Below are 26,477 nucleotides of genomic sequence, written 5' to 3'. Positions count from 1 at the left end.
TCCCGGCCCCTTAGGACAGAACCAAACCTGAGGGAACGGGCCATGGATCATCGGCGGGATATCGATGGGCTGCGCGCGGTTGCGGTGCTGCCCGTGATCCTGTTTCACGCCGGATTGCCGCTGCTTCCGGGGGGCTGGCTGGGCGTGGATGTGTTCTTCGTCATCTCGGGCTATCTCATCACCGGCCTGCTCATCGAAGCGCATCGCGCAGGCGGCATTTCGTTGCTGGCCTTCTACGAACGCCGGGCGCGTCGCATCTTGCCGGCCCTGTTCGTCATGCTGGCGGTCACGACTGCCATGGCCTTGCTGTGGTTGCCGCCGCAGGATCTTGCCGACTATGGCGCAAGCCTGGGCCTGACCGGGGCTTTCCTGTCAAACCTCTGGTTCATGACGCAGACGGGATATTTTGCCAATGCGGCAGAGGCCCATCCGCTCCTGCACACCTGGTCGCTCGCGGTGGAAGAGCAGTTCTATCTGGTGTTTCCGCTGCTGCTGGCCGGGCTGTTGCGGTGGCGTCTGCCCGTGCTGCCGGTGTTGACTGGTCTTCTGGCCCTGAGCCTGGGGTTTGCAGTCTGGGCGGTTGGCCCCTATCCCGAGCAGGTATTCTACTTTCCGGCGGCTCGGGCCTGGGAACTGCTGCTTGGGGCTGTGCTGGCCCTGCCATCCGGGGCACTTCCGCCGAAAGCCCTGCCCGGCGATGCCGGCCTCCTGCTGGTTCTGGCGGCGATGGTGCTCACCTCGGGGTCGGAGGCATCGCTGTTTCCCGGTGTGGGGCCGGTGGTTGCTGCACTTGGCGCCGGATTGATCCTGCGCTTCGGCGCCGGGCGATATGGGCGGGTTCTGCTGACGTCGCGCCCCGCAGTCGGGCTGGGTCTGATCAGCTATTCCGCTTATCTCTGGCATCAGCCGCTGCTGGCACTGGCAGAAGCGCGGCAGATTGATCCCTTGGGTCCGCGCGTCCAATTGGCGCTGCATCTGGGTCTGGCGGCCCTGTCGATCGCCGTTGCCGCAGTGTCCTGGGCCCTGATCGAGGAGCCGGTCCGGCACCGCAAAGTGGCGTGGCTTGCCGGGCGTGCCCGCGCGTTGTGGGCCTCGGCGGCAGGCAGCGTAGCGGTCTTTCTGGCGGGTCTCGGCCTCTACGCCGCCGACGGCCTGCCAGGTCGCGTCACGTCCGAGGTGGCGGGGGTGTCGTCGGCCCAGATCTTCAACCCGTGGCGCGGGCGCTGTGATGCCAATCAGGCTGGTGAGGTGCCGCAGCATCCGGTGTCCGCCTGCAGCCTCGCAGGGCGCGCGCCGCTGGTCTACCTCTACGGAGACAGCCACGCGGCAATGATGTGGGGCAGCCTGCGGCGAGAGCTGATGGCGGCAGGACGGGCGGGCTATGTGGCCACTCAAGGGGGCTGTCCGGCCCTGCCGGGGCTGGCGGTCAAAGACGACCCGCGGGCCCTGTCTTGCGATGCTTTCGCGCGCGCTGGCATGGCGGATATGACCGAACGTCCGAAGGACAGCGTCATCGTGCTTGCGCTGCGCTGGCCGGTCTATCTGGAAGGCGCGCGGTTTGACAACGGACTGGGCGGCGTTGAACCCGGCGCAAGCCGGGTTGCCATGCCGTTGCCGATGCTGGAGGCGACCCTTGACGACGCGGAACGCCGCGCGGAAGTCCTGAAGCTCATGGCGAAGGGCATATCCGAGTTGGCACGGACCCACCGGGTTGTGCTGATCTATCCGGTCCCCGAGGCGGGATGGGATGTGCCGGGGCGGCTTGCCCGAATGGGCATGTTCGGCAACTTCCCGCAACGGTTGAGCCTGCCGCAAGACCTCGCCGAGCGCCGGGCCGCCGCGGTGGAGACCATGCTGGACGGTGTCAGAGGCCCGAATGTGCTGCGGGTCAGGCCGCGCGATCTGTTCTGTGACGGCCAGACCTGCGCCCTCAATGACGGTGGCGTCAGTTTCTACGCCGACAACAACCACCTGTCCGCAGAAGGCTCTGCGCTGGTGGCCCAGGCGGTGATGCAGGCAATCAACGGGCTGTGACGAAGGCCCGCGGGACGGGCAGAGCAGCGCCGAAGCGATGGCCGCTGCTCTGCCCCGGCGCTTGGCGCTTATTTCAGCGCGGCGGTGACGATGACCTCGACCTTGTAGTCGGGCGTGGCGAGCTTTGCCTCGCCGGTGGCACGCGCCGGGGTGTGGCCGGCGGGAACCCAGGCGTCCCAGACCTTGTTCATCTCGGCAAAGGTCGAGATGTCGGCCAGCCAGATCTGCGTCGACAGGATGCGGGTCTTGTCGGTGCCGGCCTCGGCCAGGATGCGGTCGACTTCGGCCAGACAGGTGCGGGTCTGTGCCTCGACGCTGTCGCCCGGGTTGCCGACCTGACCGGCCAGCCAGACGATGCCGTTGCAGCAGACCGCTTCCGACATGCGGGCGCCGACGCCGATACGCTTGATTTCATTCGCCATGGGGATGCTCCATTGGGTTAAGCGGATGGATGGGCTTTGCTAGCCTGCGGGGGGCGAAAAGGAAAGCCGGTTGCCGGTGGTCCAGACGATGCGCAAGCTTTCGCCGACGTCGCGCCGATCGGCTTGGCCGCGGCGCTGCGGCATGGCAGGAAGGCCGGCGTTGAAACCAGACCGGACCGACCCGATGACTGCAAAGCCGCTGACCCTTGCCCTTGCCGCCCTGATGGCCGCCACCCCGATCACCGGGGCCCTGGCCGCAGAAGTCGCAGCAACGGATGTGGTGGCTCCGGCGCAAGCAGTGGCAGAAGCCCCGGCAAGGAAGCCGCTTTTCGCCTTCCTTGCCCCCAAGACCGCCGAAGAAAAGGCCGCGCTGCGGGCCGAACGGCAGGCCGCGCGCGACGAGAAGAAGCTGGCCCGCGGCAGCAATCACGCCCAGTCCGCCTCGGCCGGCGAAGCGGCGCGGGCCGAGGTGAAAGAGGCGGTGGCCGTTGCCGTCGCCAACCGCCCGAAGGGCCGGCTGTGGTGCGTGCCCTTCGCCCGCGCCGTCAGCGGAGTCGAGATTCGCGGCAATGCGCGCACCTGGTGGGAACAGGCCAAGGGGCTTTATGCCCGGGGCCAGGAGCCGCAGGTCGGCGCCGTGATGGCCTTTGCCGCTAGCCGCGCCATGCCCAAGGGCCATGTCGCCGTGGTGTCGAAAGTGGTGTCCGAGCGCGAGATTCTGGTCGATCAGGCCAATTGGGTGAAAAACCGCGTGACGCAGGACACGCTGGTCGTCGATGTCTCGGCACAAGGCGACTGGAGCGCGGTCAAGGTGGCCAACGCCAACGGCACGCTCGGCCGGGTGAACCCGATCAACGGCTTCATCTACAATTGAAAATCCTCACCAGACCGGAGAAGGGCGCGCAGGGAAACCCGCGCGCCTTTGGCTTTTCGGGACGGGGAGTGGGGCGGGTGAAGGGAATCGAATCCTCGTATTCAACTTGGGAAGCAAACCCAAATCAGACGAAAATATCGTCTGCAAACCGCTGGATTGCGTTTCGAGTGAATTGAGCAAGTTGTCTCAGAACGGGAATGATCGGCTGACCCGTGACCGGGTCGTCTTCACCGAACGCTATCTCAAAGTTGAAGCGGATATCGCCGTGGATATTACTGCTCATCGCGGAAATTGTTGTTTGTAGAAGTATCGCACCATCCTTAAGGGGAAACTGACGATCCGCAGGTCTCAAGAATATCGTAGGCGGCTTGATCTGCGGCCCTAGAATATCCGACATTTGTGCGCCGACATCGAAACCAAAACTTCCGTAAGCTGCGCCGACCGGGATAATCGCGCGATGTTTGTCTATGATATCCAGCTTATGAATCTGCCACAATGCTGCATTACTTGCACTGTAGTATGGTTGGAACTGTTCGATTATTTCGACAGCAAGCTTGGGCGCCCCCTGTATGTAGCGGCGATGGTTGGCTTTAAAGAGTTCGCAGGTAGAGAAGACGGGAAATTGGGTTTTGGTTATGTCCCCTGCGCCAAGGGTCACGATTTGGCAGGCAAGCAGGTCGAACGCAGCGCGGAGGTTGTGTATGGCATCGCCGATAGGGCCGCTGAGGAAGGCAGGTACGCCTTCCCTTATTCGAACGCTAAAGAAACATTCCCCGGTTTGCAGATTGTCATTTCGAACGACTTCAAAGGGGTTGCGGCTGAAGAAAGCGTTGATTGCATCTTGCACTTCACCGATGTACCTTTCGGCTCGACTGACCTTTAACATCGATCCAAAAAGAGGGTGATCAGGTCTAAAAGATAACAAATCAGCCTTTGGATTCATAATCAAAAACTTCTCCAACTTGATCCGAATTCTGCGCCAAGAATGGTGCGCAAGATTGTACAGATTCGCCCTTTAGTAATGGGGAAAGTGTGCACAAGAGTATTCATATTGCAACTCCGCTTTCTTGTGAAGGAAGATGGACGAGATAGCGCCATACTGCCACAAAGTTGATCGGACGACCGAACGAAGCGGCAATCTGCCACCAAGGCCCCCCTCGGGGCTATCCGGAAGCTTTTGTCATTTTGGGCCGTGGACCGCTTTAGGACTCCGTGACCCAAAGCGTACTTAAGTGGCGCTTGTTATCCGTATGTTCCAAAAGTCAAACAGCATCAAGCGTCCGCAATCTGCGGCTTAGCGCGATAATAACAGGACGTTGCATGGTGCGGGGATGGAGCGGGTGAAGGGAATCGAACCCTCGTATTCAGCTTGGGAAGCTGCTGCTCTGCCATTGAGCTACACCCGCGACGCCTTCTGACCTAAGCCAAGGGGCGCGGCGCGTCAAGACGGGGGCGCGGGGTTTTCGGCGCTGGCGCGGTGGGCGGGGTGCGTGCTCCGCAGGAAGGTCTCGGCCGCGCCCCAGGCCGCGGCGCTTTCGATTTCGCCGGGCGCGTCGGCCACGCCATGCAGCGCGCCGGCCCAGCTCATGCCCAGCCATTCCGCCGACCGGCGCAGCAGGGTCTCGGCCGGCTGCGGCACAGTCGGGTCAGGGTCGGCGCGGGTGGTAAGCAGGAACACCCGCTTGCCGCGCAGCGTCTCCATCACCCGCAGTTCCGGCACGTCAAGCCAGCCCGACAGATGTGACAGCATCAGGTGCAGCGGCGCGGGGAAGCCATACCAGTAGATCGGGGCGGCAAAGACCAGATCGCTGGCCAGCATCACCTGCGCAAAGACATCGCCCAACCGCCCCATCGGCACGCCGGGATTGCCGGGGCGCAAGTCGCGAAAGGCGGGCAGGGGCGGGGCGTTCAGGTCAAGCCAATGGGCCTTGGCGCCGTCAGGCAGGAAGCGGGCGGCATGGCCGGCAAGCCGGCTGCTGTTGCTGCCGGGGCGGGGCGAGGCGGTGAGGAACAGGAAACGCCGGGTCATGGGCACAGCAAAGCACGCCGGGCCGGCAAAGCAAAGGGGCCGGGCATGGCTCTGCCCGGCCCCGGCAAGGCGCAGTTCAGCTGGCCGGCAGCAGCACCGAATCGATCACATGGATCACGCCGTTCTTCTGCAGCACATCGGCGATGGCGACGGTGGCAACCCCACCCTGACCATCCTTGATCTGCACCTTGTCGCCCTCGACCATGGCGGTGAACTCGCAACCGCCCACCGTCTTGACGGTATGCATGCCGCCGTCATCGGCCACCATCTTCTGCACATCGGCCGCCAGCGCCTTGGCGCCGACCACATGGCAGGTGAGGATCTTGGTCAGCTGATCCTTGTTTTCCGGCTTCAGCAGCGTCTCGACAGTGCCGGCGGGCAGCTTGGCGAAGGCCTCGTTGGTGGGAGCAAAGACGGTGAAGGGCCCTTCGCCGTTCAGCGTCTCGACCAGACCGGCGGCCTGCACCGCGGCGACGAGCGTGGTGTGATCGGCCGAATTGACGGCGTTTTCCACGATGGTCTTGTCCTCATACATCGCCGCGCCGCCCACCATGGGGTTTTCGGCGATGGCAAGCGTGGTCGAGGCGAGAAGCGCAAGCGCGGCAAGACGGATTTTCATGGATCATCTCCCTTGGCGAAGCCGGGCCAATCCCGGTTTCATGTCAGGGATACGGGGCGCCGAATGCCGCGGTTCACCCCGCTCGCGCGGGCGTGACCGGGCGTGAGAACCGGGTGATCCGACCCGCCCGCCTCAGTAGCCGAAGGCCTCGTAATCGCTGGCAAAGATGGTGGCGATGCGCGCCTTCTGCGCGGGCGTCGCCGCAAAATCGCTGGGGCGCGAGCGGTTGTGGCGCTGCTTCAGCAAGCTCTCGGGCGGGAAATCCGGGCGGCCGATGGCGGCGAAAACCCGGGCGATGTCGGCCTCGAAACTCTCGACGCGCCCGATCAGGTCAAAGCTGAGGTCGGCCAGCGCGATGTTGTCGACCTGCAGGCGCCAGTGCGTGTCACAGCGCACCGGGTCCACGGCAAGCGTATGGGCGACATAGTCGAGAAAGACATCGAAATTGCGCTCGGGGGAATTCTCAGCCGAAAAGCCATGCGCCTGCATCGGGCCAAGGTGCTTGTGCCGGGCGATGTTGTCCTGATCGAGAAAGAAGTTGCGAAAGGCCGAGACGGCGCGCGCGACCGGATCGCGCACGAAGGTGAACAGGAAGGCGGAGTGGCTCTCCAGCACCGGCTTGATGGTTTCCCAATGATAGCGCGCCGGATAAAGCCCCTTGTTGGCACGGTGGACATTGCCGGCATAGGTCTGGCCGCCGTTGCCATAGGCGTAAAGGAATTGCGTGGTCTGCGTGCAGGCGCATTTCTGGTTGCGCAGGAACAGCAGCCGCTTGTCGTGGCTGAGGATCAGGTTCCGGTAGGGCGCGCGCAGATGCGCCGGTTCACCCGCCAGCGCGCGCAGCACGCGGTAGCGCGGAAAGAGCGGCGCCAGCAACCGGGTGAGCGGGGCGTTGTGCTCATCGGGGGCAAGAAACACGCGGGGGTCCGACATCCGGCAGCCTTTTCAAGAAGGGAACCGGCGGCTTGCGCCTGCCGGTCCGGTCGATCTTCGGCCACGGCGGAACGCCCGAGGGCTTGCCTGCAGCCGGTCCTTGCTTGGGGCCAAGACCGGGCGGTCGTCAAGGCTGGAAATGGCGCGGATGCCGCCCCACCTTACCCCCGCCGCCGCTTGCGGCCGCCCTCGCCGCCGCCATGCCCCGAGGTGTTGAAGCTGACATCGGGCAGGGTGACGATCTGCGCCAGTTCCGGGAAGGCCTCGACGGCATTCGGAATGGCGGAAGCATTGACGAAATGCTCCTGAAAGCGCGGCTCGATGGCGGTCTCGACCTTGTGGATCTCATGCACAGTGGCCTCGATCGCATTGCGCGCGGCCACGTTGCACAGCGCAATCCGCGCCCCGGTGCCGGCGGCATTGCCGGCCGAGATCACCTTGTTCAGCGGCACATCGGGGATCATGCCCAGCACCATGGCGTGCTTGGGGCTGATATGGGCGCCAAAGGCCCCGGCGAGCGTCACCTTCTCGACCTTCTCGACGCCCATCTCGTCCATCAAGAGCCGGGCGCCTGCATAAAGCGCCGCCTTGGCCAGCTGGATGGCGCGGATGTCGCCCTGCGTCACCATGATCTTCGGCCCGCCCTCGGCGCTGGCGTCGTGCAGGATATAGGTATGGGTGCGGCCATAGGGGATGCAGCGCGGCGTGCCGACCTGATCGGGACCACCGATCAGCCCGCCCTGATCCACGATGCCCGCCATCCGCATCTCGGCCACCGCCTCGATGATGCCCGAGCCGCAGATGCCGGTGATGCCGCTGGTCTTGATGGCCTCGGCAAAACCCGGCTCGGTCGACCACAGGTCGCTGCCGATGACCTTGAAGCGCGGCTCCTTCGTCACGGGATCAATCTCGACCCGCTCGATGGCGCCGGGGGCGGCGCGCTGGCCGCTGGAAATCTGCGCGCCCTCAAAGGCCGGGCCGGTGGGGCTGGAACAGGCCAGAACCCGGCTGGTGTTGCCCAAGAGAATCTCGGCATTGGTGCCGACATCGACGATCAGCACCATCTCCTCGGATTTACCCGGCTCCTCCGACAGCGCCACGGCGGCGGCATCGGCGCCGACGTGACCGGCGATGCAGGGCAGGACATAGACCCGCGCGGCGGGGTTGATGTTGGACAGGTCCAGATCGCGGGCATCCAGCGACAGGCTGCCCGAGGTCGCCAGCGCGAAGGGGGCTTGCCCCAGTTCCACCGGATCGATGCCCAAGAGCAGGTGGTGCATCACCGGATTGCAGACGAAGACCACCTCATAGATGGTCTTGACGTCGATCTTCGCCTCATCGGCGATCGAGGCGGCAAGGCTGTTGATCGCCTCACGCACGGCCCGGGTCATCTCCACATCGCCGCCGGGGTTCATCATGGCATAGGAAACCCGGCTCATCAGGTCTTCGCCAAAGCGGATCTGCGGGTTCATCAGGCCGGAAGAGGCCAGAACCGCCCCGTCGCGCAGGTCGCACAGATGCGCGGCGATGGTGGTGGAGCCAAGGTCGATGGCCAGTCCGTAAAGCCCGCTCTCGTCGTAGCCCGGCTTCACATCCAGAATGCGCGGCCGCACGTCATGGTTGCCCTTGTTCAGCACCACCGTGGCCTTCCACTCGCCCTTGCGCAGAAGGGTCTGCAGCCGGGCCATCAGGTCCAGCCCGGCCAGCGGGTCTTCCACGCCCCATTGCGCCTGCAGCGCCTCCTTCAGCCGCTCGAAATCGCCCGAGGGATTGTGCATGTCGGGCTCGGCCACCTCGACGAACAGCTTGCGGCTGGCCGGGTCCATCACGATGTCGCGCTGGGTGGCGGATTTGCGGATCACCTGCTTGTGGACCTGGGATTCGGGCGGCACGTCGATCACGACATCGCCCATCACTGTCGCCTGACAGCCCAGCCGCCGACCCGGCGCCATGCCGCGCTTCGACTTGTAGCGCTCCTCGACGGCGTTCCACGGCGACAGCGCGTCATCCTCGACTGTCACGCCATGCTTGGGAAACTCGCCATAGCCGGGGCTGATCTGGCATTTCGAGCAGATCCCCCGCCCGCCGCAGACCGAATCAAGGTCGACGCCAAGCTTGCGGGCCGCCTGCAGGATCGGCGTGCCAATGGCAAAGCGCCCCCGCTTGCCCGAGGGTGTGAAAATGACCAGCGCGTCTTCGGACATGGGATCCCTCCTGTTCGCCCCCCTGTTCTAGCCGGGGACCGGGCAGGAGCAAGGCCGGAAAGCGTCGTCTTTCCCCCAAGTTGCGGCGCAATCGCCCCCCTCGGGCGGGTGCTGCGCCTGTCGGCCGGGGCTTTGCCTTTCAGACTGGCCCAAATATCCCCCGCGGAGCGTCCGGTATCGGCGGCAGGAGCCTCCGGCGGGGATATTTGCACCAGTATGAAAGCAGCGATGAGATCAGGGGGCCGAGAAGCGATAGGTGATGTCGTCAAAGCTGTCGGCGGCGAAGGTGTAGAACCAGCGCAGGGTTTCATGGGCCTCGGGGATGCCGTGTTCGGCGTTGCCAGGGATGAACAGCGCGACCCCGGGGGAAAGCTCATGGGGCTGGGCGTCGATCACCACGATGCCGCGGCCTTCCAGCCCGAAATAGACCTCGGCCTGGGCGTGGCGATGGGCGGCGAAATGTTCGCCCGGCCGGATCGTCGCGACACCGCAGGTCAGGCTGTCGGTCGCGGTCTCGCCGCGGGAGAACAGGCTTTGCCAGCTGAGCGTGCCCTTGGCCGGGTCGTCCCAGCTGACATGCGGCAGGGTGGCGCTGTCGCGGCGCTGCGCGGTCATCGGGTCAGCCAATCGAGGATCGCCTTGCGGTCGGCGTCGAGACCGGGGGCGGGGCGGCGGTGGTCGATCTCGGGCAGGCTCGACATCTTGATCGGGTTGCCGGGGGCGGTGAAGGTCGTGCCGCCGGCGTCGGGCAGCACGGGCAGCACCATGGCACGGGCGAGAAGCTGGGGGTCGCGCAGCACTTCGGCCATGTCCTGCACGCGGGCGGTGGGCAGGCCGGCGGCCTCCATCCGCGCGATCCAGTGCGCGGCGGGATGTTCCAGCGTCACCGCCTCGATCAGGCGTTTCAAGAGCGCATGGTTGTCGCAGCGCGCGGCATTGGTGGCAAAGCGCGGGTCGGCCGGATTGAGCGGCAGCGCGAGCGTCTTGCACAGATGGGCGAACATCGCGTCATTGCCGGCGGCGATGACGAAGAAGCCGTCGGCGGCGCGATAGGTGGAAAACGGTGTGATCGTTGGATGGCGCGCGCCAGTGCGGCCGGGCGCAACGCCGGTGGCCGAGGCGAGCGCAATGGCATGTTCCTGAATGGCAAGCTGGCTGTCGAGCATGGCGACATCGACCTTGGCGCCCTCGCCGGTCCTTTCGCGGTCATAAAGCGCGGCCAGCACGCCTTGGGCAAGAAACATCCCCGCCACGATGTCGCCGATCGAGGCGCCGACGCGGACGGGTGGGCCGCCTTCCTCGCCGGTGATGCTCATCACCCCGCCGCGGGCCTGCACCACCATGTCATAGGCCGGTTTGCCCGCCTCCGGCCCGGTATGGCCAAAGCCCGAGACTGCACCGTAGATCAGCCGCGGGTGCCGGGCGTGCAGGGCCTCCCAGCCGTAGCCCAGCCGCTCCATCACCCCGGGGCGGTAGTTTTCCAGCACCACATCGGCGCGCGCCAGCAGCCGGTCGAGGATGTCGCGGTCGGTCGGGGCCTTGAGGTCCAGCGCGATTGACTGCTTGCCGGCGTTCAGCGTGGCGAAATAGGCGCTGGCCCCGTTGACGAAGGGCGGGAAGGCGCGGGTGTCGTCGCCGGTGCCGGGGCGTTCCACCTTGATGACCTTGGCGCCAAGGTCTTGCAGCGTATGGCTGCAATAGGGGCCGGCGAGGACATGGGTGAGGTCAAGGACAGTGATACCCGAAAGCGGCGCCATGGCTTACTCCATGCGGAACTGCTTGGCGAGTTTCAGGCCTTGTCCTTGATAATTCGAGGAAATCCCCGCGCCATAAAGCGTATCGGGCCGCTCGCTCATCCGTTCGTAGACCAGCCGGCCCACCACCTGCCCGTGTTCCAGCACGAAGGGCGCCTCGTGGCAGCGCACTTCCAGCACCCCGCGCGAGCCGGAGCCGCCGGCGGCGGCATGGCCAAAGCCGGGGTCGAAGAAGCCGGCGTAATGCACCCGGAACTCGCCCACCATGGCCAGATAGGGCGCCATTTCGGCGGCATAATCGGGCGGGATCGTCACCGCCTCGCGGCTGACCAGGATGTAGAAGGCGCCGGGGTCAAGGATGATGCGGGCGTCAGAGGCGCGCACCTCTTCCCAGAAGTCGCGGGCCGGGTATTGGCCGATGCGGTCAAGGTCGATCACCCCGGTATGGGGCTTGGCGCGGTAGCCGAGAAGATCGCCCTTGGCGGGCTTCAGGTCGACCGAGAAACCCAGCCCCTCGGAGATCACCGCCTCGCCCGAGACCAGCGGATCGAGGGCATGCAGGGCGCGCAGTTCGGCGTCAGACAGCACCGACTGACCCTGCCGGAAGCGGATCTGGTTCAGCCGCTGGCCGGCGCGGACCAGCACGCTGAAGGAGCGCGGGCAGACCTCGGCATACAAGGGGCCGGCATAGCCTTCGGGGATGCGGTCGAACTCCGTGCCGCCGTCGGTGATGGTACGGGTCAAGAGGTCAAGCCGGCCGGTGGAGGATTTGGCATTGGCGACGGCCGTGATGCCGGGCGGCAGCGCAAGGCTTTCCATCAAGGGCACGACATAGACGCAGCCCTTTTCCAAGACCGCGCCATGGGTCAGGTCGACGCGGTGCATCTCGAACTCGGCCAGACGGTCGGCCACCTTGGCACCATTGCCGGCAAGGAAAGAGGCGCGGACGCGGTAGGCGACGGTTCCCAGCCGCAGGTCAAGGCTGGCGGGCTGGATCTGATCGGGCAGGATGGCGGGCTGGCCGGCAAGGGCGCCGGCGGCGATCATCCGGCGCAGGGCCTGGGCCGGCAGAACCCCCGGAGCCAGCATGGTCTTGGTTTCCGCCATCTCAGGCCCCTTCACGAGAACGAAACCGCCCGCGCTGCCGGTGGGCAGGCGGGCGGCTTTGTATTGGTCGGGCCGGAGAGATTCGAACTCTCGACCTCCCGCCCCCCAGACGGACGCGCTAACCAGACTGCGCTACGGCCCGACGAATAGGCGCTTTCATAACGATATTCCGGCCGGTCGCAAGCGGGAAAGCGCATTTTCGCGCGCTCAAAACGGGGCGGGCGGGGGCGGGGATGCGAGCCGGGCGGCAAGATCGGCCAGCCTGTCGCGCAGCGCCCGCGCTTCGGGCGAGGCGAGACGGCCCGCGGGCAGGGCGCGCAGGCGGTCGCGCAGCGGGGCATCGGCAGGCAGGGCCGCGCGGGGCGCGGGGTCCGGCTCTGCCGCCGTTTCCAGCGCGGTCAGCAGGGTTTCGACGGCTTCCTCGGCGCTTTGCGCGGGCGGCGGCTGCAGTGCGGCTTCGGGCGCTTCTTCGGCGGCGAAATGGTCGAACAGCGGCAGCACGTCGGCGGGCGCGGCGGCGGGCACCTCGGCGACCGGGTCGGGCTTTTCGGCCTCGGCATTGCGGGCACGCAGCGCGTCTTCCAGCGCTACGATCTGGGCGGTTTCGATCTGGTCCTGCGGGACGGGATCAGCCTCGGGCGCGCGGCCGAAATTGGCGGCGAGGGCCGCTTCAAGCGCCGCCTCGGCGGTTTCGGCCTCATCGCGCGTCTCTTGGCCCGACATGCCGGAGACATGGCGAACGCCTTGTTCGCGCAGGATTTTCTGCACGCCCCGGATGGTCAGGCCTTCGTCGTGCAAGAGATGCTTGATGCCCAGAAGCAGCGACACATCGGCGGGCCGGTAATAGCGCCGGCCACCCGCCCGCTTGACCGGGCGGATCTGCGGGAAGCGGCTTTCCCAGAACCGCAGCACATGCGCCGGGGTTTCCAGAACCTCGGCCACTTCGCTGATGGTGCGGAAGGCGTCAGGCGACTTGTCCATCCGCCGATCCTTTCCTTATTTCTTCTTGCCGACCGCCACGCGATCTTTCATCAGATGCGAGGGGCGGAAGGTCAGAACCCGCCGCGGCGAGATCGGCACTTCGTCGCCGGTCTTGGGATTGCGGCCGACGCGGGCCGTCTTGTCGCGCACCGAGAAGGTGCCGAAGGATGAAATCTTGACGGTTTCGCCCGACGCCAGCGCGTCCGACATATGGGCCAGCACCGATTCAACCAGATTGGCCGATTCGTTGCGGCTGAGGCCAACTTCACGGAACACGGCCTCGGAAAGGTCCATCCGCGTCAGAGTCTTTTCGCTCATCATATCCCCCCCGGGTTATGGGGCCAGATTGAGGGGGATGGATTTACGAGTCAATATCAAAGACTTGGGACCGCGACTTAATGCAGGTTTTTGCCGGGTTCACCAGCGCAGCACCACCGCGCCCCAGGCCAGCCCGCCGCCAATGGCTTCGGTGACGATCAGGTCGCCCGGCTTGATCTGGCCGCGGGCCTTGCCGACGGACAGCGCCAGCGGGATCGAGGCGGCCGAGGTGTTGCCGTGGTCCTGCACGGTGACGATGACGCGGTCCATCGACACCTGCATCTTCCTGGCGGTGCCTTCGATGATGCGGATATTGGCCTGATGCGGCACGATCCAGTCGACATCGCCGGCATCAAGCCCGGCCTTGTCCAGCGCGCGATGGGCAGTTTCCGCAAGCTTTTCAATGGCATGGCGGAAGACTTCCTTGCCCTCCATCCGCAGGTGCCCGGTGGTGCCGGTCGAGGTGCCGCCATCGACATAAAGGATGTCCTTGTGGCGGCCATCGCTGTTCAGGTCGGTCGACAGGATGCCGCGGTCGGCGGTGGTTCCGGTGCCGTCCTGCGCCTCCAGCACCAGCGCGCCGGCGCCGTCGCCGAACAGAACGCAGGTGCCGCGGTCAGTCCAGTCCATCAGCCGCGAGAAGGTTTCGGCCCCGATCACCAGCACCCGGGCGGCCTGACCCGAGATGATCAGCGCATTGGCATTGGTCAGGGCAAAGGCAAAGCCGGCGCAGACCGCCTGCACGTCAAAGGCAAAGCCGCGCGTCATGCCAAGTCCGGCCTGAATCATCGTGGCGCAGGAGGGGAAGGTCAGATCGGCGGTCGAGGTGGCGACGATGATCGCGTCGATGTCGTCGGCGGCCAGCCCGGCATCGGCCAGCGCGGCCTGCGCCGCGCGGGTGCCAAGGTCGGCGGTGGTCTGGCCTTCAGCCGCGAAATGCCGCCGCTCGATGCCGGAGCGGGTGCGAATCCATTCGTCGGAGGTGTCGATCAGCGCCTCGAACTCGGAATTCGGCACAACCCGCTCGGGCAAGTAATGCCCGACGCCCTTGACCACGGCGCGTATCGTCATTCAGCGGTTCCTGCTTCTGCCCCTGTTGCGGCGGCATCCTGCCCCGCGAGGCCGGTTGATGCAACCCGTGCCGCGATGCGGTTTGCAAGGTCGGCCCGGGCAAGTTGATGCGCCAGCCGCACCGCCGCCGCGATGCCGGTGGCATCGGCCGAGCCGTGCGATTTGATGACCGTGCCGTTCAGGCCCAGAAACACCCCGCCATTGGCGCGGCGCGGATCGGCGCGGGCCTGCAGGCGTTTCAGCGCCCCCATCGCCAGCAGCGCGCCAAGCCTGGCGAGGAGCGTCGACCCCAGCGCCTCGCGCAGGAAGCCCGAAATCAGCTTTGCCGTGCCTTCGCCGGTTTTCAGCGCCACGTTGCCGGTGAAGCCGTCGGTCACGATCACATCGACGCGGTCCGAGGGAATGTCGGAGCCTTCGACAAAGCCCACGAAGTCGAACTCGCCCGCCGAAGCGGCGGCGCTCATCTGGGCATAGGCCTGATGCAGTTCGGCCCGGCCCTTGTGTTCCTCGGTGCCGACGTTCAGCAGGCCGACACGCGGACGCGCCAGCCCAAGGCTGTTGCGGGCGTAAGAGGTGCCCATGGCGGCGAATTGCAGCAGGTCGGCGGCCTCGGCCTTGATGTCGGCGCCGACGTCGAGCATGACGTTCAACCCCGAGGGATTGCGCGAGGGCCAGTAGCAGGCAATGGCCGGGCGGTTGACGCCGGGCAGCTTGCGCAGCCGCAGCATGGCCACCGCCATCAGCGCCCCGGTGTTGCCGCAGGACACCGCCACCGGCGCCTCGCCGTTCTTCACCGCGTCGATGGTGGAAAACATCGAGGTGCCTTGCCCGTGGCGCATCACCTGGCTGGGCTTGTCCTCCATCGTCACCACGCGCTCGGCGTGGCGCAGATCGACCCGACCCGCGAGCGTGGGAGCACGGGCCAGCAGCGGCGACAGCACCGCCTGATCGCCATGCAGGATGAAGCGGGCGTCCGGCAATTCGGCGGCGGACAGCACAAGACCGGCGACAACTGCCGCCGGCCCGCGATCTCCGCCCATCGCGTCGATGGAAATGACCGTGGAAAGAGCCCCCTTGCGCCCTGCGACCGTCTCAGCCGGAATTTCGGTTCCGCTTGCCATCAGTCAGGCGCGAGGGAGGGGCGGCTTACGCCGCGTCCTCGTCCATGTCGACAGCCTTGGTCGCCACGACTTCGCGGGCGTCGTAATGGCCGCAGGACGGGCAGACGTGGTGCGGGCGCTTCAGCTCGCCGCAGTTCGAGCAGTCTTGCGGGTTGCCGGCAACCAGAGCGTCATGCGAACGGCGCATGTTGCGGCGCGATTTGGTGGTGCGGTTCTGCGGGACAGCCATGTCTCGACCTCGAATTAAGGGGGGCAGGCCCCGGATTTTGCTTTGATTCCAGAAGTTTCCGCCAAACCAGAAGGCCCGGCCCGAAGACCCCGAATGAGCCGCGGAACATAGCCGGATTCTGCGGACGCGCAAGCCCCTTTCTTCAGCCTTCCGAAGAAGACCCGGAATCGGGCTTTTTCAACTTGTCGGCCAGCCCCGCGAGACCGGAAAACGGCTTCAGATCGGCGTCGGCCAGCGGGGCGACACCCGGCCCGGCAAAGACCGCCTCGCCCAGCTCCACCCCCGGCGCGCGCGGGTAAAGCGGCAGCGCCAGCGCCAGCGCCTCGGTGGCAATCTCGGCGATGTCGAGCACTTCGGGCAGGGGATCGGTTTCCTCGTCGGCCATTTCCACCTCGTCGCCCTCGGGCGTGGTGTAGCCCGCGACGAAGCGGCGGTGCAGGGTTTCGCGCAGGGTGCAGGGCACCGGGGCAAGGCTGACCGAACAGGGCTGCACTGCCTCGGCGGTCAGCTCGGCCACCAGATCGAAGTCCTGCCGGCCGACTGGCCGGATTTCGCCCGAGACCCGAAAGGCCGGCAGATCGAGCAGCCCCAGCGCTGCCGCAATGGCAGCCCGGCCCGCCGCATTGGGGCGGAAGTCGAACCGGGTAGGCTTGCGGCTGGCCAGCGTCTGGGTGCGATAGGCCAGGCTTGGCATGGGGTGGTTCGCATCGGTCATTCTTCCGCCTCCTGCCCGGCCGGGGGCCGTTTGCATTCTTGAACCGGACCCGTTCCCACTGTAAGCCTTTGGCCAAGGGGCGCGATCCTGCCTGATCCCTTGTCGATAGTGCCGCGCGACGGTGCTTGCAAGGCCGGGCAGGGCAAAGTGCCGACACGGGCAGGGGAAGGGCAGGGGATAGGCATGTCGGGAGCAGTTCACGCGCGGTTTGCGGGCCTTGGCCGGATGCTTGCCCTTGCGGTGGCGACGGTGCTGGCGCTGGCCTCCTGCGCGCCGGTCTATCAGAACCATGGCTATGTGCCGACCGATGAGGAACTGGCGCTGATCGAAGTCGGCAAGGACACCCACGAAACCGTGGCCGCCACGCTGGGCCGCCCGTCGGGCGAGGGGCTGTTGAATGAGGTCGGCTGGTTCTATGTGCAAAGCCGCTGGAAGCATTTCGGGGCCATGGCGCCGAAAGAGATCGACCGGCAGGTGGTCTCGATCACCTTCACCGAAGAGGGCGTGGTCGAGAATGTCGAACGCTTCGGCCTTGAAGATGGCAATGTCGTCGCGCTGTCGCGGCGCGTGACCGAAAGCAACATCAAGGGCATCGGCTTCCTCAAGCAGCTTCTGGGCAATATCGGGCGGCTCAGGGCCGATCAGTTCGTCGACTGACGCGGGACGGGCCGCAACGATCAGGGCCGCCCCCGGGGGCGGCCTTTTGCATCACGCCTCCGGCTCGAACCGCACCGCCACGCCGTTGATGCAATAGCGCAGGCCGGTGGGCGGCGGGCCGTCGGGAAAGACATGGCCGAGATGGGCATCGCAGCCCGTGCAGGTCACTTCGGTACGGCGCATGAAATGGCTGAGGTCTTCGTGTTCGGCCACCATCCGGTTCGGCAGCGCGGCATTGAAGCTCGGCCAGCCGCAGCCCGATTCGAACTTGGTCGAGGCATCGAACAAGGCCGCGTCGCAGCAGACGCAGCGATAGGTGCCGGGGCCCTTGGGAAAGCCCTGATGGCTGAACGGCCGCTCGGTCGCGGCCCGGCGCGTCACCTGAAAGGCCAGCTCGCCCAGTTGCGCCAGCCATTCGGCGTCGGTCTTGGTCACTTTGTCCATCTCAGCGCCTTTCTGTCATTGCCCTGTCACCCTTGCGTGGCGGGCTTGGCTGACGCAAATCTAGGGCGGGCTTGCGGGTTTTCCAAGCCGGGGAGTGGGGCAATGCGGCTGGAAAAGGGGCAACTGGTGGCGCGTCTGGCCGAAGGCCCCGCCGACATCGCCCGCGCGCAGGAGTTGCGCCACCTGTGCTTTCTGGCCGCGCGCGGGCTGTGCCGGCCCGGTGGCCGCGACGCGGACCGCTTTGACGCCGCCTGCCGCCATGTGCTGATCGAAGGGCCGGGCGGCCAGCTTCTGGGCTGCTTCCGCCTGCAATTCCTGCCCGCTGCCCGCATCACCGACAGCTATTCCGCGCAATTTTACGACCTTGCGCCGCTGACGCGGTTCCATGGCCCGGTGATGGAGCTTGGCCGCTTCTGCCTGCATCCCGCCGCGCAGGGCCCCGATCTTTTGCGGCTTGCCTGGGCGGCGATCACCCGGCTGGTCGATGCCGAGCGCGTCGGCCTGATGTTCGGCTGCACCTCGTTTCCCGGCGCCGATCCGGCCCTGCATGCCGAGGCGCTGGCGCATCTGGCGCGCAACCATGCCGCACCGGCTGGCATGGCCCCGCGGCAAAAGGCGCAGGCGGTGGCGCTGCCCGACATCCCCGCCGACCCGCGCCGGGCGCTGGCGGCGATGCCGGCGCTGCTGCGGACCTATCTTGGCATGGGCGGCTGGGTCAGCGACCATGCGGTGATCGACCCCGATCTCGACACGCTGCATGTCTTTACCGCCGTCGAGGTGGCGCGCATCCCGCCGGCCCGGGCGCGGGCCTTGCGGGCGCTGGCGGGTTGACGCCGCCCGCCCGCCCGCATACCTGCGGGCCATGGCACGCGCACCCCTTCTCCAGCTTTCCGGCATCTCGCTGACCTTCGGCGGCAATCCGGTGTTCGACAACCTCGACCTCGTGGTGCAACCCGGCGACCGGGTGGCGCTGGTCGGGCGCAACGGCTCGGGCAAATCGACGCTGATGAAGGTGATGGCGGGGCTGGTGGAGCCCGATGCCGGCCTGCGCGTCGTCCCGCCCGGTGTGACCGTGGGCTATATGGAGCAGGACCCCGACCTCTCGGCCTACGCCACCTTGGGCGATTATGCGGCAAGCGGTCTGCCCGAGGGCGAGGCCTACAAGGTTTCCGTCGTGGCCGAGGGGCTGAAGTTCAACCCCGAAACCCCGGTCGCCACCGCCTCGGGCGGCGAGCGGCGGCGGGCGGCCTTGGCCAAGCTGATGGCCGAAGCGCCGGAACTGATGCTCCTCGACGAGCCGACCAACCACCTTGATATTCAGGCGATCGAATGGCTGGAGGCCGAACTGACCGCCACCCGCTCGGCCTTTGTGCTCATCAGCCACGACCGCGCCTTCCTGCGTGCCCTGTCGAAGGCGACGCTCTGGATCGACCGGGGCGAGGTGCGCCGCCGCGAATCCGGCTTCGAAGGCTTTGAGGACTGGCGCGAGACCATCTGGGCCGAGGAGGACGAGGCGCGCCACAAGCTCGACCGCAAGATCAAGCACGAGGCGAAATGGGCGGTCGAGGGCATCTCGGCGCGGCGCAAGCGCAACATGGGCCGGGTGCGGGCGCTGCAGGCGCTGCGGGCCGAGCGCGCCGGACAGATCCGCCGGCAGGGCACCGCCGCGCTGGAACTGGAAAGCACCACGACCAGCGGCAAGAAGGTGATCGAGGCAGTCGGTATCTCCAAGACCTATGGCGACAAGACCCTGATCCGCAATTTCGATCTGCGTATCCTGCGCGGCGACCGGGTGGCCTTTGTCGGCCCGAACGGCGTCGGCAAGACCACGCTGCTGAAAATGCTGGTGGGCGAGATTGCTCCCGATACCGGCAGCGTCAGCCTTGGCACCAACCTCGAGATCGCGGTTTTCGATCAGACCCGCGCGCAGCTCGACCCCGAGGCGAGCCTGTGGGAGAACCTGACCGGCGATCCCTTGATGAAGGTTTCGGGCACCTCGGATCAGGTGCTGGTGCGCGGCACGCCGAAACATGTGGTGGCCTATCTCAAGGACTTCCTGTTTGACGAACGCCAGGCCCGCGCTCCGGTCAAGGCGCTGTCGGGCGGCGAGAAGGCACGGCTTCTCTTGGCCAAGCTGATGGCGAAGTCGTCGAACCTTCTGATCCTTGACGAGCCGACCAACGATCTTGATGTCGAGACGCTGGATCTGTTGCAGGACATTCTGGGCGAGTATGACGGCACAGTGCTGCTGGTGTCCCACGACCGCGATTTCATCGACCGGGTGGCAACCGCCACTGTGGCGCTGGAAGGCAAGGGCCGCGCCACCGCCTATCCCGGCGGCTGGTCGGACTATGCGGCGCAGCGGCCGGCGCCGGTTGAGGAAGTTGCCGTGAAAACAGCGGCTTCCCAGCCTGTCTTGAAAGCGGATGTGAAGAAGGTCGATGGCCTTTCTTTCACCGAGAAGAAGCGGCTGGAAGCCTTGCCCGGGGTGATGGAAAAGCTGGAGTCCGAGATTGCCAAGCTCTCGACCCTGATCGCCGATCCCGATCTTTTCAGCCGCGAACCGGCGAAATTCGCCAAGGCCACCGCCGCGATTGCCGAGCGCCAGACCGCGCTGGCAGCGGCGGAAGAAGAATGGCTGGTGCTGGAAGAGAAGAACGGCTGAGGCTTACTGGCAGGCCTCGGCGCTGGCGCGGGGAATGGCAAAAACCGTGTCATCGCTCTGCCCGCCGCCAAGGGTGACAAAGCCGGTATCGGTTTCGAACCCGATCCCGTCGCGCCCCACACTGGCACGCAGGCCCCTGGCCGTCGGCTCCAAGGTCAGCCAGCCCGCGTCGCCTTCCAGCCCGCAGGACAGGCTGCCGCCGGTGTTCTCGCAATAGGCATTCGCGAGCAGTTCGTCGTCGCTGCCCCGCAGGCGGACCTGCACCTTCAGCACCAGATACCGCGCGTCCAAGACCGCCTTGTCTGGCGAAAGCCGTATCTCGCGCACCAGCTGGTCGGGATGGGTGGCCAGATGGCCCGCATCATAGTCACGGCGGTAACAGCCCTCATCGCCCGGAAACAGCGCCTCGCGCGGGCTTTCGGCAAGGGCAGGGCTGGCGAGCAGGCACAGGGCAAGAACCGGGCGCATGGGAAATCCTTCTGAGACAATACGCCGATCTTGCCGCCGGGCGGCCCTCCCGTCCAGCGCTACATCAACTCGGCCACCACCTGCGGAATGGTCATCACATCGTCGCGCGTGCAGTCGAACTGGCCGACCTGCACCCGGATGACATAGGCGCCCTTGTGGCGGGTCTGGGTCAGGTAGATCCGGCCGTCATCGTTGATCTTGTTGAGCAAAACCTCGGTCGCCGCGTCATCCTTCAGCGCGAAGGTAAAAAGCGACAGCCGCGGTTCGGTGACGATCCGCACGCCGGGCAGGGCGCGCAGCGCCTCGCAGGCCTCCTTCGCCCAAGCCACATGGTTGCGGATGCGGGCGCGCAGCCCCTCCAGCCCATAGGCGCGCAGGGTGAACCACAGTTTCAGCGCCCGGAAGCGGCGGCCGAGCGGCACTGTCCATTCGTTGAAGTTGACGATGTCCTCTTTCCCGGCGGTTTCCAGATAGGAGGGCCGCAGGCCAAGGGTTTTCACCTGCGGCGTCGGATCGCGCAGGAACTGCACCGCGCAGTCGAACTGCACACCCAGCCATTTGTGCGGGTTGAAGACGATGCTGTCGGCCGCCTCGATGCCCGCCCACATTTCGCGGAACTCCGGGCAGATCATCGCCGATCCGGCCCAGGCGGCATCGACATGCACCGGCAGGCCGGCGGCATGGGCGACTGCAATGCATTCGCCGATGCGGTCAAAGGCGCCGACGCTGGTGCCCCCGGCGCAAAGGATCACCCCGGCGGGCAGCATCCCGGCTTCGCGGTCGGCGGCGATGGCACCCGCCAGCGCGCCGGGCTTCATCGACAGGCCTTGGTCGGTCGGGATCTTCACCAGATTGTCCTGCCCGATCCCCGCCACCCGCGCCGCCTTGTCGACCGAGGAATGCGTCTCGGCGCTGGCATAAAGCCGCAGGCGAGGAAGCCCGGAGAGCCCGTTGATATTGCCGTGAAATTCCAGCGCCTGCTCGCGCATGGTCAGCACCGCCGACAGCGTCGCCGTAGTGGCGCTGTCATGCAGCGTGCCGGTAAACCCTTCGGGCAGGCCAAGCCCCTGGCGCAGCCATTGCACCATCACCTGCTCGATTTCCGTCACCGCCGGCGAGGTCTGCCAGATCATCCCCTGCGCCGCGATGGCATTGGCCAGCTTCTCGGCCAGCATCGAGGCCGGTGAGGCATTGGCCGGGAAATAGGCGAAGAAGCGCGGGTGCTGCCAATGGGTCAGGCCCGGCGGCACGATGCGGTCGAAATCGGCAAAGATCGCCTCCATCGGCTCGGCCGTTTCGGGCGGGGCCGTGGGAAGCTGCGACGAGATCGCCCCCGGCACCAGGGGCGCGCGCACCGGGCGGCCGCGCAGGCCGGCGTGATAGTCGGTGGCCCAGTCGGCGGCGCGTTTCGACCAGAGGTTCAGATCGTCGTGATTCATGGCTGCCCCATTTGCTTGACCCGTCAAGCCATCGCCCATCGGGATTCGCGCAAGTCTGGCGAAAAGGCTTGGCGGAGCAAGGGAATTGCGCTAGGGCAGGGGCATGAGACAACCGGGCACCATCGGCATTTGCTGCATTACCTGCTGACATAGGTCACGCGGGCCCGTCTCCATTCCCACAAGGATCAGATGACAGACCCGCGGCAGGCGGTGCCTTTCGACGGGATAGAACATGGTCACGATCAGGCTGCACAATTCGAAAACCCGGAAGAAAGAGGCGTTTTCGCCTTTGGATCCGGCCAATGTGCGGATGTATGTCTGCGGCCCGACGGTCTATGACCGCGCCCACCTTGGCAATGGCCGCCCGGTGGTGGTGTTCGACACGCTTTACCGGCTGCTGAGGCATGTCTATGGGGCGGAACATGTGACCTATGTCCGCAATTTCACCGACGTCGACGACAAGATCAACGCTACCGCGCTGGCGCGCAAGGAGGCCGGCGATCCGCGCAGCATGGAGGCGCTGATCCATGAGCGGACCGAGGAAACCATCGGCTGGTATCACGCCGACATGGACGCTTTGGGCGCGCTGCGCCCCGATCACGAGCCGCGGGCGACCGCATATATCGGGCCGATGGTGGCGATGATCGAAGGGCTGATCGCGGGGGGGCATGCCTATGCCCGTGCGGGCCATGTGCTGTTCCGTGTACGGTCGTACAAGGCCTATGGCGCGCTCTCCGGCCGCTCGGTCGATGACATGATCGCCGGGGCGCGTGTCGAAGTGGCGCCCTTCAAGGAAGACCCGATGGATTTCGTGCTGTGGAAGCCGTCATCCGAGGAGGAACCGGGCTGGAGCAGCCCTTGGGGCCGGGGGCGGCCGGGCTGGCATATCGAATGCTCGGCAATGAGTTACGAGCTTTTGGGAGCGTCGTTCGACATTCACGGCGGCGGGCTGGACCTGCAATTCCCGCATCATGAGAACGAGATAGCGCAAAGCTGCTGCGCCCATCCCGAGGCCGGCTTTGCCCAGGTCTGGCTGCACAACGAGATGCTGCAGGTCGAGGGCAAGAAGATGTCGAAGTCCTTGGGCAACTTCTTCACCGTGCGGGATTTGCTGGATCAGGGCGTGCCGGGTGAGGTCATCCGTATGGTCTATTTGTCTACACATTATCGCAAGCCGATGGACTGGACGGCGGAGAAGGCGCGAGAGGCGGAGGGGACGCTGCGAAAAATTGCTCAGTTCTTGTCGCGCGATCCGTTCACCAAGCCATGGGTTGACGTTTCGAAGGCCGTCCCTCCGCAAGAGGTTGTCGATGCGCTTGCAAATGACCTGAACACGTCGCTGGCGCTTACACATGTCAGCAAATACCTGAAGGACGAGCAGGAGATGCAGCTTGTCGGCGCGCTCGACCTGCTGGGATTTGATGTCGAAGCGTTGAAAGCAAAGTTTGCCGGATTCGAGTTGCATGCTTGGGATAACGGTTTTGCGTCTGGTCATAGCCTAAGGGCATCCGGCATTGCGCCCGCCCCTTGGCAGGATCAGCTGAGAGCGTTGCGCGACACCCTTTCCAAGTTGCGGCAAGACGCAATGCAAACCAAAAACTTCGCCCCCGTCGATGCCCTGAAATCCGCGCTCACCGCTGCCGGGGTCGAGGTGCGCATGTCCAAGGCGGGGGTGGAGCTTCTGCCCGGTCCCGGCTTTGACCCGGCCAAGCTGGAGGGGTTGAAATGAGGGCTGTGCTTTCTGCCGCCCGGAGGCCCCAAGCTTCCGGGCCGCGCCCGACCCGCCCCATGGGCGGGCGCGATGGCGCCCACCCCGGGTCGGTCGCGGCCCTCGGTTGCACGAAAGGGTAAGGAATGACCCGCGAACGCCTCTACCTCTTCGACACCACGCTGCGCGACGGGCAGCAGACCCAGGGCGTGCAGTTCTCGGCGCTGGAAAAGCGCCAGATCGCCGAAAACCTGGATGCCCTTGGCGTCGATTACATCGAGGGTGGCTGGCCGGGGGCGAACCCGACCGACAGCGAGTTCTTCGCCGCCGCCCCGAAGACCCGAGCGACAATGACCGCTTTCGGCATGACCAAGCGGGTGGGGCGGTCGGCGGAGAATGACGATGTGCTGGCGGCGGTGCTGGATGCCCGCACCCCGGCGGTCTGTCTGGTCGGCAAGACGCATGATTTCCATGTGAACACCGCGCTTGGCTGCACGCTGGAGGAAAATCTGGAATCGATCGGGGCCTCGGTGGCGCATTGCGTGGCCAAGGGCCGCGAGGCACTGTTTGATGCCGAGCATTTCTTCGACGGCTACAAGGCGAACCCGGACTACGCGGTGTCCTGCCTGAAGGCGGCGCAGGAGGCGGGGGCGCGCTGGCTGGTCCTGTGTGACACCAACGGCGGCACGCTGCCGTCCGAGGTCGGCCGCATCGTGGCCGAGGTGATCGCGGCGGGGATTCCGGGCGACCGGCTGGGGATTCATTGCCATGACGACACCGGCAACGCGGTGGCCAATTCGCTGGCCGCCGTCGAGGCGGGGTGCCGGCAGATTCAGGGCACGCTCAATGGTCTGGGCGAGCGCTGCGGCAATGCCAACCTGACGACGCTGATCCCGACGCTGCTCTTGAAGGAACCGTTCAGATCCGCTTTCGAAACAGGGGTTTCCGAGGCGGGGTTGACGCAACTTCTGAAGATCAGCCGCACGCTGGACGATATCCTGAACCGGGTTCCGCTGCGCTCGGCGCCCTATGTCGGGGCCTCGGCCTTTGCCCACAAGGCGGGGCTGCACGCGAGCGCCATCCTGAAGGACCCCACCACTTACGAGCATATCCCGCCGGAAAGCGTCGGCAATGCCCGTGTCATCCCGATGTCCAATCAGGCGGGCCAGTCGAACCTGCGCGCCCGGCTGGCAAGCGCGGGGATCGAGGTGGAGGCCAAGGACCGCCGCCTTGGCCGCATCCTTGAAATCATCAAGGAGCGCGAGGATCAGGGCTATGCCTATGACGGGGCGCAGGCCAGTTTCGAGCTTCTGGCACGGCGCGAGCTGGGCCTCTTGCCGCAGTTCTTCGAGGTCAAGCGCTATCGGGTGACGGTGGAGCGGCGGAAGAACAAGTACAACGAAATGGTCAGCCTCTCCGAAGCGGTGGTGGTGGTGAAGATCGGCGAGCGCAAGGCGATGTCGGTTTCCGACAGCATGGATGAGACCGGGCAGGACCATGGCCCGGTCAACGCGTTGTCCAAGGCGCTGGCCAAGGATCTTGGCCCCTATCAGGCCTGCATCGACGACATGAAGCTCGTGGATTTCAAGGTGCGCATCACCAATGGCGGCACCGAGGCGGTGACGCGGGTCATCATCGATTCGGAAGACGGGCAGGGCCGGCGCTGGCAGACGGTGGGGGTGTCGGCCAACATCGTCGATGCCTCGTTCGAAGCACTTCTGGATGCGATCACCTGGAAGCTGGTGCGTGACAGGCAGGTGCCGGAATGAGGGCCGGGCGATGAGCCTTGCCGCTTGCGCCGGGATCGTCGAGCGCGGCGATCCCGACCGCTTTGCCGCCGTCATGGCCGCGCCGCCCGCCGCGCGCGCCCGGTTGCTGCCGCTTTACGCCTTCAATCTGGAGGTGGCGCGTGCGCCCTGGGTGTCGAAGGAGCCGATGATTGCCGAAATGCGCCTGCAATGGTGGCGCGATGTGGTGGCCGAGCCGGTGGCGCGGGCGCATGAGGTGGCGGCTCCGTTCCATGCCGTGATCCGGGAGGCGGGCTTGCCGCTGCCGGTGATCGACCGGCTGATCGCGGCGCGGTTGCACGATGCCTGGGGCGAGCCTTTTGCCGATGGCCCGGCGTTCGAGGCCTATCTGGACGACACCGCCGGAGGGCTGATGTGGCTGGCCGCGGTGGCCTGCGGTGGCCACGATGAGGCTGCGGCGCGCGCCCTGGGCTGGGCCTCGGGGCTGGCCAATTACCTGCGCGCCGTGCCGGAGCTGGAGGCGCGGGGGCGGATGCCCTTGCCCGATGGACGCGCCAGCGCAGTGCAGGCGCTGGCAACTGAGGGGCTGGCGCGGCTGGATGCGGCACGCGGCCGGGTGCCGAAGGCCGCCGCGCTCGCGGCCTGGCAGGCGCGGGGCCTCTTGCGGCAGGTCCTGGCCGACCCGGGCGTGGTGGCCGGCGGGCGGATGGGGCTGTCGGAGTTTTCCCGCCGGGGCGGGCTTTTGTGGGTGAGTGTCACCGGGCGGCTCTGACCGCAGCGACACGTCCGCGCCATACCGCCACCCCGAGCCCCTCCCCACGGGGGGGAGGTGACAGGTCGGCTGGCGGCGGGACAGGGCGGAGAGTTCGGGGGCGGCGGCAGGCCGGCGGGCGGATGGGGCTGTCGGAGTTTTCCCGCCGGGGCGGGCTTTTGTGGG

Annotated in this window: 26 protein-coding genes and 2 tRNA genes; 8 read left to right on the top strand and 20 right to left on the bottom strand. The window is 66.2% G+C overall.

The window, feature by feature from the left end; genetic code table 11:
• Positions 1 to 42 precede the first annotated feature (42 nt).
• The gene (locus tag G4Z14_RS02480; RefSeq protein ID WP_164623153.1) at positions 43 to 2,034 is read left to right on the top strand and encodes an acyltransferase family protein; all 1,992 of its coding nucleotides are present in this window, start codon (positions 43 to 45) and stop codon (positions 2,032 to 2,034) included.
• Positions 2,035 to 2,102: 68 nt separating this feature from the next.
• Here the strand turns inward: G4Z14_RS02480 and G4Z14_RS02475 are convergent, their stop codons facing one another.
• On the bottom strand, positions 2,103 to 2,456 hold the full coding sequence (locus G4Z14_RS02475) for a RidA family protein (protein WP_164623152.1): 354 nt from the start codon (positions 2,454 to 2,456) through the stop codon (positions 2,103 to 2,105).
• A 184-nt stretch (positions 2,457 to 2,640) separates the two neighbouring features.
• On the opposite strand from G4Z14_RS02475, the gene G4Z14_RS02470 reads away from it, so the two are divergent.
• Positions 2,641 to 3,330, top strand: coding sequence for a CHAP domain-containing protein (locus G4Z14_RS02470; protein WP_227751476.1), 690 nt, complete (start codon positions 2,641 to 2,643; stop codon positions 3,328 to 3,330).
• 124 nt (positions 3,331 to 3,454) lie between these two features.
• Here the strand turns inward: G4Z14_RS02470 and G4Z14_RS02465 are convergent, their stop codons facing one another.
• From G4Z14_RS02465 to G4Z14_RS02390, 16 genes are all read right to left on the bottom strand, one after another.
• Entirely contained in the window at positions 3,455 to 4,291 is an 837-nt protein-coding gene (locus G4Z14_RS02465; protein WP_164623151.1) for a hypothetical protein, read from the bottom strand.
• A 371-nt stretch (positions 4,292 to 4,662) separates the two neighbouring features.
• Positions 4,663 to 4,736: transfer RNA gene (locus G4Z14_RS02460), tRNA-Gly, on the bottom strand.
• A gap of 35 nt (positions 4,737 to 4,771) precedes the next feature.
• On the bottom strand, positions 4,772 to 5,359 hold the full coding sequence (locus G4Z14_RS02455; RefSeq protein ID WP_164623150.1) for an NAD(P)H-dependent oxidoreductase: 588 nt from the start codon (positions 5,357 to 5,359) through the stop codon (positions 4,772 to 4,774).
• A gap of 76 nt (positions 5,360 to 5,435) precedes the next feature.
• Positions 5,436 to 5,978: a fasciclin domain-containing protein gene (locus G4Z14_RS02450; RefSeq protein ID WP_164623149.1), complete on the bottom strand. Its 543-nt coding sequence runs from the start codon at positions 5,976 to 5,978 to the stop codon at positions 5,436 to 5,438.
• Positions 5,979 to 6,110: 132 nt separating this feature from the next.
• Entirely contained in the window at positions 6,111 to 6,911 is an 801-nt protein-coding gene (locus G4Z14_RS02445; protein ID WP_164623148.1) for a sulfotransferase family 2 domain-containing protein, read from the bottom strand.
• A gap of 161 nt (positions 6,912 to 7,072) precedes the next feature.
• Positions 7,073 to 9,115 (bottom strand): ASKHA domain-containing protein, encoded by a 2,043-nt coding sequence (locus G4Z14_RS02440; RefSeq protein WP_164623147.1) that lies wholly within the window; start codon positions 9,113 to 9,115, stop codon positions 7,073 to 7,075.
• Positions 9,116 to 9,349: 234 nt separating this feature from the next.
• Positions 9,350 to 9,742, bottom strand: a complete 393-nt coding sequence (locus G4Z14_RS02435; RefSeq protein WP_227751475.1) for a cupin domain-containing protein — start codon at positions 9,740 to 9,742, stop codon at positions 9,350 to 9,352.
• Complete coding sequence (locus G4Z14_RS02430; protein WP_164623146.1) at positions 9,727 to 10,872, bottom strand: CaiB/BaiF CoA transferase family protein; 1,146 nt, start codon at positions 10,870 to 10,872, stop codon at positions 9,727 to 9,729. Before G4Z14_RS02430 ends, G4Z14_RS02435 begins: the two co-directional genes overlap by 16 nt.
• A gap of 3 nt (positions 10,873 to 10,875) precedes the next feature.
• Positions 10,876 to 11,976: a 2'-deoxycytidine 5'-triphosphate deaminase gene (locus G4Z14_RS02425; RefSeq protein ID WP_164623145.1), complete on the bottom strand. Its 1,101-nt coding sequence runs from the start codon at positions 11,974 to 11,976 to the stop codon at positions 10,876 to 10,878.
• 64 nt (positions 11,977 to 12,040) lie between these two features.
• Positions 12,041 to 12,118, bottom strand: a tRNA-Pro gene (locus G4Z14_RS02420).
• 65 nt (positions 12,119 to 12,183) lie between these two features.
• Positions 12,184 to 12,957: a MerR family transcriptional regulator gene (locus G4Z14_RS02415; protein WP_164623144.1), complete on the bottom strand. Its 774-nt coding sequence runs from the start codon at positions 12,955 to 12,957 to the stop codon at positions 12,184 to 12,186.
• A 15-nt stretch (positions 12,958 to 12,972) separates the two neighbouring features.
• On the bottom strand, positions 12,973 to 13,275 hold the full coding sequence (ihfA, locus tag G4Z14_RS02410; RefSeq protein WP_164623143.1) for an integration host factor subunit alpha: 303 nt from the start codon (positions 13,273 to 13,275) through the stop codon (positions 12,973 to 12,975).
• Between the two features lie 99 nt (positions 13,276 to 13,374).
• Positions 13,375 to 14,346: a beta-ketoacyl-ACP synthase III gene (locus G4Z14_RS02405; RefSeq protein ID WP_164623142.1), complete on the bottom strand. Its 972-nt coding sequence runs from the start codon at positions 14,344 to 14,346 to the stop codon at positions 13,375 to 13,377.
• Positions 14,343 to 15,449 carry a phosphate acyltransferase PlsX gene (gene plsX / locus G4Z14_RS02400; RefSeq protein WP_407703791.1) on the bottom strand — a complete coding sequence of 369 codons (1,107 nt, stop codon included), beginning with the start codon at positions 15,447 to 15,449 and terminating at the stop codon, positions 14,343 to 14,345. Before plsX ends, G4Z14_RS02405 begins: the two co-directional genes overlap by 4 nt.
• A gap of 43 nt (positions 15,450 to 15,492) precedes the next feature.
• Positions 15,493 to 15,696, bottom strand: coding sequence for a 50S ribosomal protein L32 (gene rpmF / locus G4Z14_RS02395; protein WP_164623140.1), 204 nt, complete (start codon positions 15,694 to 15,696; stop codon positions 15,493 to 15,495).
• A 142-nt stretch (positions 15,697 to 15,838) separates the two neighbouring features.
• Positions 15,839 to 16,411, bottom strand: coding sequence for a YceD family protein (locus G4Z14_RS02390; RefSeq protein ID WP_227751474.1), 573 nt, complete (start codon positions 16,409 to 16,411; stop codon positions 15,839 to 15,841).
• A gap of 183 nt (positions 16,412 to 16,594) precedes the next feature.
• Here G4Z14_RS02390 and G4Z14_RS02385 point away from each other — a divergent pair, with 183 nt between their 5' ends.
• Complete coding sequence (locus G4Z14_RS02385) at positions 16,595 to 17,068, top strand: outer membrane protein assembly factor BamE (protein ID WP_164623139.1); 474 nt, start codon at positions 16,595 to 16,597, stop codon at positions 17,066 to 17,068.
• Between the two features lie 51 nt (positions 17,069 to 17,119).
• On the opposite strand, the gene msrB is transcribed toward G4Z14_RS02385, so the two are convergent.
• The gene (msrB, locus tag G4Z14_RS02380) at positions 17,120 to 17,512 is read right to left on the bottom strand and encodes a peptide-methionine (R)-S-oxide reductase MsrB (protein ID WP_164623138.1); all 393 of its coding nucleotides are present in this window, start codon (positions 17,510 to 17,512) and stop codon (positions 17,120 to 17,122) included.
• A 102-nt stretch (positions 17,513 to 17,614) separates the two neighbouring features.
• Here msrB and G4Z14_RS02375 point away from each other — a divergent pair, with 102 nt between their 5' ends.
• Both G4Z14_RS02375 and G4Z14_RS02370 read left to right on the top strand, forming a co-directional pair.
• Positions 17,615 to 18,343 carry a GNAT family N-acetyltransferase gene (locus tag G4Z14_RS02375; RefSeq protein ID WP_164623137.1) on the top strand — a complete coding sequence of 243 codons (729 nt, stop codon included), beginning with the start codon at positions 17,615 to 17,617 and terminating at the stop codon, positions 18,341 to 18,343.
• A 31-nt stretch (positions 18,344 to 18,374) separates the two neighbouring features.
• Entirely contained in the window at positions 18,375 to 20,177 is a 1,803-nt protein-coding gene (locus tag G4Z14_RS02370) for an ABC-F family ATP-binding cassette domain-containing protein (RefSeq protein WP_164623136.1), read from the top strand.
• A gap of 3 nt (positions 20,178 to 20,180) precedes the next feature.
• Here the strand turns inward: G4Z14_RS02370 and G4Z14_RS02365 are convergent, their stop codons facing one another.
• Together G4Z14_RS02365 and G4Z14_RS02360 are read right to left on the bottom strand one after the other, a co-directional pair.
• Positions 20,181 to 20,645, bottom strand: coding sequence for a hypothetical protein (locus G4Z14_RS02365; RefSeq protein ID WP_164623135.1), 465 nt, complete (start codon positions 20,643 to 20,645; stop codon positions 20,181 to 20,183).
• A 59-nt stretch (positions 20,646 to 20,704) separates the two neighbouring features.
• Positions 20,705 to 22,084: a pyridoxal phosphate-dependent decarboxylase family protein gene (locus G4Z14_RS02360; RefSeq protein WP_164623134.1), complete on the bottom strand. Its 1,380-nt coding sequence runs from the start codon at positions 22,082 to 22,084 to the stop codon at positions 20,705 to 20,707.
• 232 nt (positions 22,085 to 22,316) lie between these two features.
• On the opposite strand from G4Z14_RS02360, the gene cysS reads away from it, so the two are divergent.
• From cysS to G4Z14_RS02345, 3 genes are all read left to right on the top strand, one after another.
• On the top strand, positions 22,317 to 23,813 hold the full coding sequence (cysS, locus tag G4Z14_RS02355; protein ID WP_164623133.1) for a cysteine--tRNA ligase: 1,497 nt from the start codon (positions 22,317 to 22,319) through the stop codon (positions 23,811 to 23,813).
• Positions 23,814 to 23,938: 125 nt separating this feature from the next.
• Positions 23,939 to 25,561 carry a citramalate synthase gene (cimA, locus tag G4Z14_RS02350; RefSeq protein WP_164623132.1) on the top strand — a complete coding sequence of 541 codons (1,623 nt, stop codon included), beginning with the start codon at positions 23,939 to 23,941 and terminating at the stop codon, positions 25,559 to 25,561.
• Positions 25,562 to 25,571: 10 nt separating this feature from the next.
• Positions 25,572 to 26,312 (top strand): squalene/phytoene synthase family protein, encoded by a 741-nt coding sequence (locus tag G4Z14_RS02345; RefSeq protein WP_164623131.1) that lies wholly within the window; start codon positions 25,572 to 25,574, stop codon positions 26,310 to 26,312.
• The last annotated feature ends 165 nt before the right edge of the window (positions 26,313 to 26,477 follow it).

Origin of the sequence: Tabrizicola oligotrophica, from assembly GCF_011008935.1 — a bacterium.
Taxonomy (GTDB): Bacteria; Pseudomonadota; Alphaproteobacteria; order Rhodobacterales; family Rhodobacteraceae; genus Tabrizicola_A; species Tabrizicola_A oligotrophica.
The sequence above is the reverse complement of the archived record's forward strand: the minus strand, read 5'-3'. Positions and strand labels throughout refer to the sequence as shown.

Coding starts and splice junctions, on each gene's coding strand:
- cimA (WP_164623132.1), top strand. CDS start 23,939: ATGACCCGCGAACGCCTCTACCTCTTCGACACCACGCTGCGCGACGGG.
- G4Z14_RS02390 (WP_227751474.1), bottom strand. CDS start 16,411: ATGACCGATGCGAACCACCCCATGCCAAGCCTGGCCTATCGCACCCAG.
- G4Z14_RS02425 (WP_164623145.1), bottom strand. CDS start 11,976: ATGGCGGAAACCAAGACCATGCTGGCTCCGGGGGTTCTGCCGGCCCAG.
- G4Z14_RS02345 (WP_164623131.1), top strand. CDS start 25,572: ATGAGCCTTGCCGCTTGCGCCGGGATCGTCGAGCGCGGCGATCCCGAC.
- G4Z14_RS02360 (WP_164623134.1), bottom strand. CDS start 22,084: ATGAATCACGACGATCTGAACCTCTGGTCGAAACGCGCCGCCGACTGG.
- G4Z14_RS02415 (WP_164623144.1), bottom strand. CDS start 12,957: ATGGACAAGTCGCCTGACGCCTTCCGCACCATCAGCGAAGTGGCCGAG.
- G4Z14_RS02480 (WP_164623153.1), top strand. CDS start 43: ATGGATCATCGGCGGGATATCGATGGGCTGCGCGCGGTTGCGGTGCTG.
- G4Z14_RS02375 (WP_164623137.1), top strand. CDS start 17,615: ATGCGGCTGGAAAAGGGGCAACTGGTGGCGCGTCTGGCCGAAGGCCCC.
- G4Z14_RS02370 (WP_164623136.1), top strand. CDS start 18,375: ATGGCACGCGCACCCCTTCTCCAGCTTTCCGGCATCTCGCTGACCTTC.
- G4Z14_RS02450 (WP_164623149.1), bottom strand. CDS start 5,978: ATGAAAATCCGTCTTGCCGCGCTTGCGCTTCTCGCCTCGACCACGCTT.
- ihfA (WP_164623143.1), bottom strand. CDS start 13,275: ATGAGCGAAAAGACTCTGACGCGGATGGACCTTTCCGAGGCCGTGTTC.
- G4Z14_RS02440 (WP_164623147.1), bottom strand. CDS start 9,115: ATGTCCGAAGACGCGCTGGTCATTTTCACACCCTCGGGCAAGCGGGGG.
- G4Z14_RS02405 (WP_164623142.1), bottom strand. CDS start 14,346: ATGACGATACGCGCCGTGGTCAAGGGCGTCGGGCATTACTTGCCCGAG.
- rpmF (WP_164623140.1), bottom strand. CDS start 15,696: ATGGCTGTCCCGCAGAACCGCACCACCAAATCGCGCCGCAACATGCGC.
- G4Z14_RS02365 (WP_164623135.1), bottom strand. CDS start 20,645: ATGCGCCCGGTTCTTGCCCTGTGCCTGCTCGCCAGCCCTGCCCTTGCC.
- G4Z14_RS02455 (WP_164623150.1), bottom strand. CDS start 5,359: ATGACCCGGCGTTTCCTGTTCCTCACCGCCTCGCCCCGCCCCGGCAGC.
- G4Z14_RS02385 (WP_164623139.1), top strand. CDS start 16,595: ATGTCGGGAGCAGTTCACGCGCGGTTTGCGGGCCTTGGCCGGATGCTT.
- G4Z14_RS02430 (WP_164623146.1), bottom strand. CDS start 10,872: ATGGCGCCGCTTTCGGGTATCACTGTCCTTGACCTCACCCATGTCCTC.
- msrB (WP_164623138.1), bottom strand. CDS start 17,512: ATGGACAAAGTGACCAAGACCGACGCCGAATGGCTGGCGCAACTGGGC.
- G4Z14_RS02475 (WP_164623152.1), bottom strand. CDS start 2,456: ATGGCGAATGAAATCAAGCGTATCGGCGTCGGCGCCCGCATGTCGGAA.
- G4Z14_RS02445 (WP_164623148.1), bottom strand. CDS start 6,911: ATGTCGGACCCCCGCGTGTTTCTTGCCCCCGATGAGCACAACGCCCCG.
- G4Z14_RS02470 (WP_227751476.1), top strand. CDS start 2,641: ATGACTGCAAAGCCGCTGACCCTTGCCCTTGCCGCCCTGATGGCCGCC.
- cysS (WP_164623133.1), top strand. CDS start 22,317: ATGGTCACGATCAGGCTGCACAATTCGAAAACCCGGAAGAAAGAGGCG.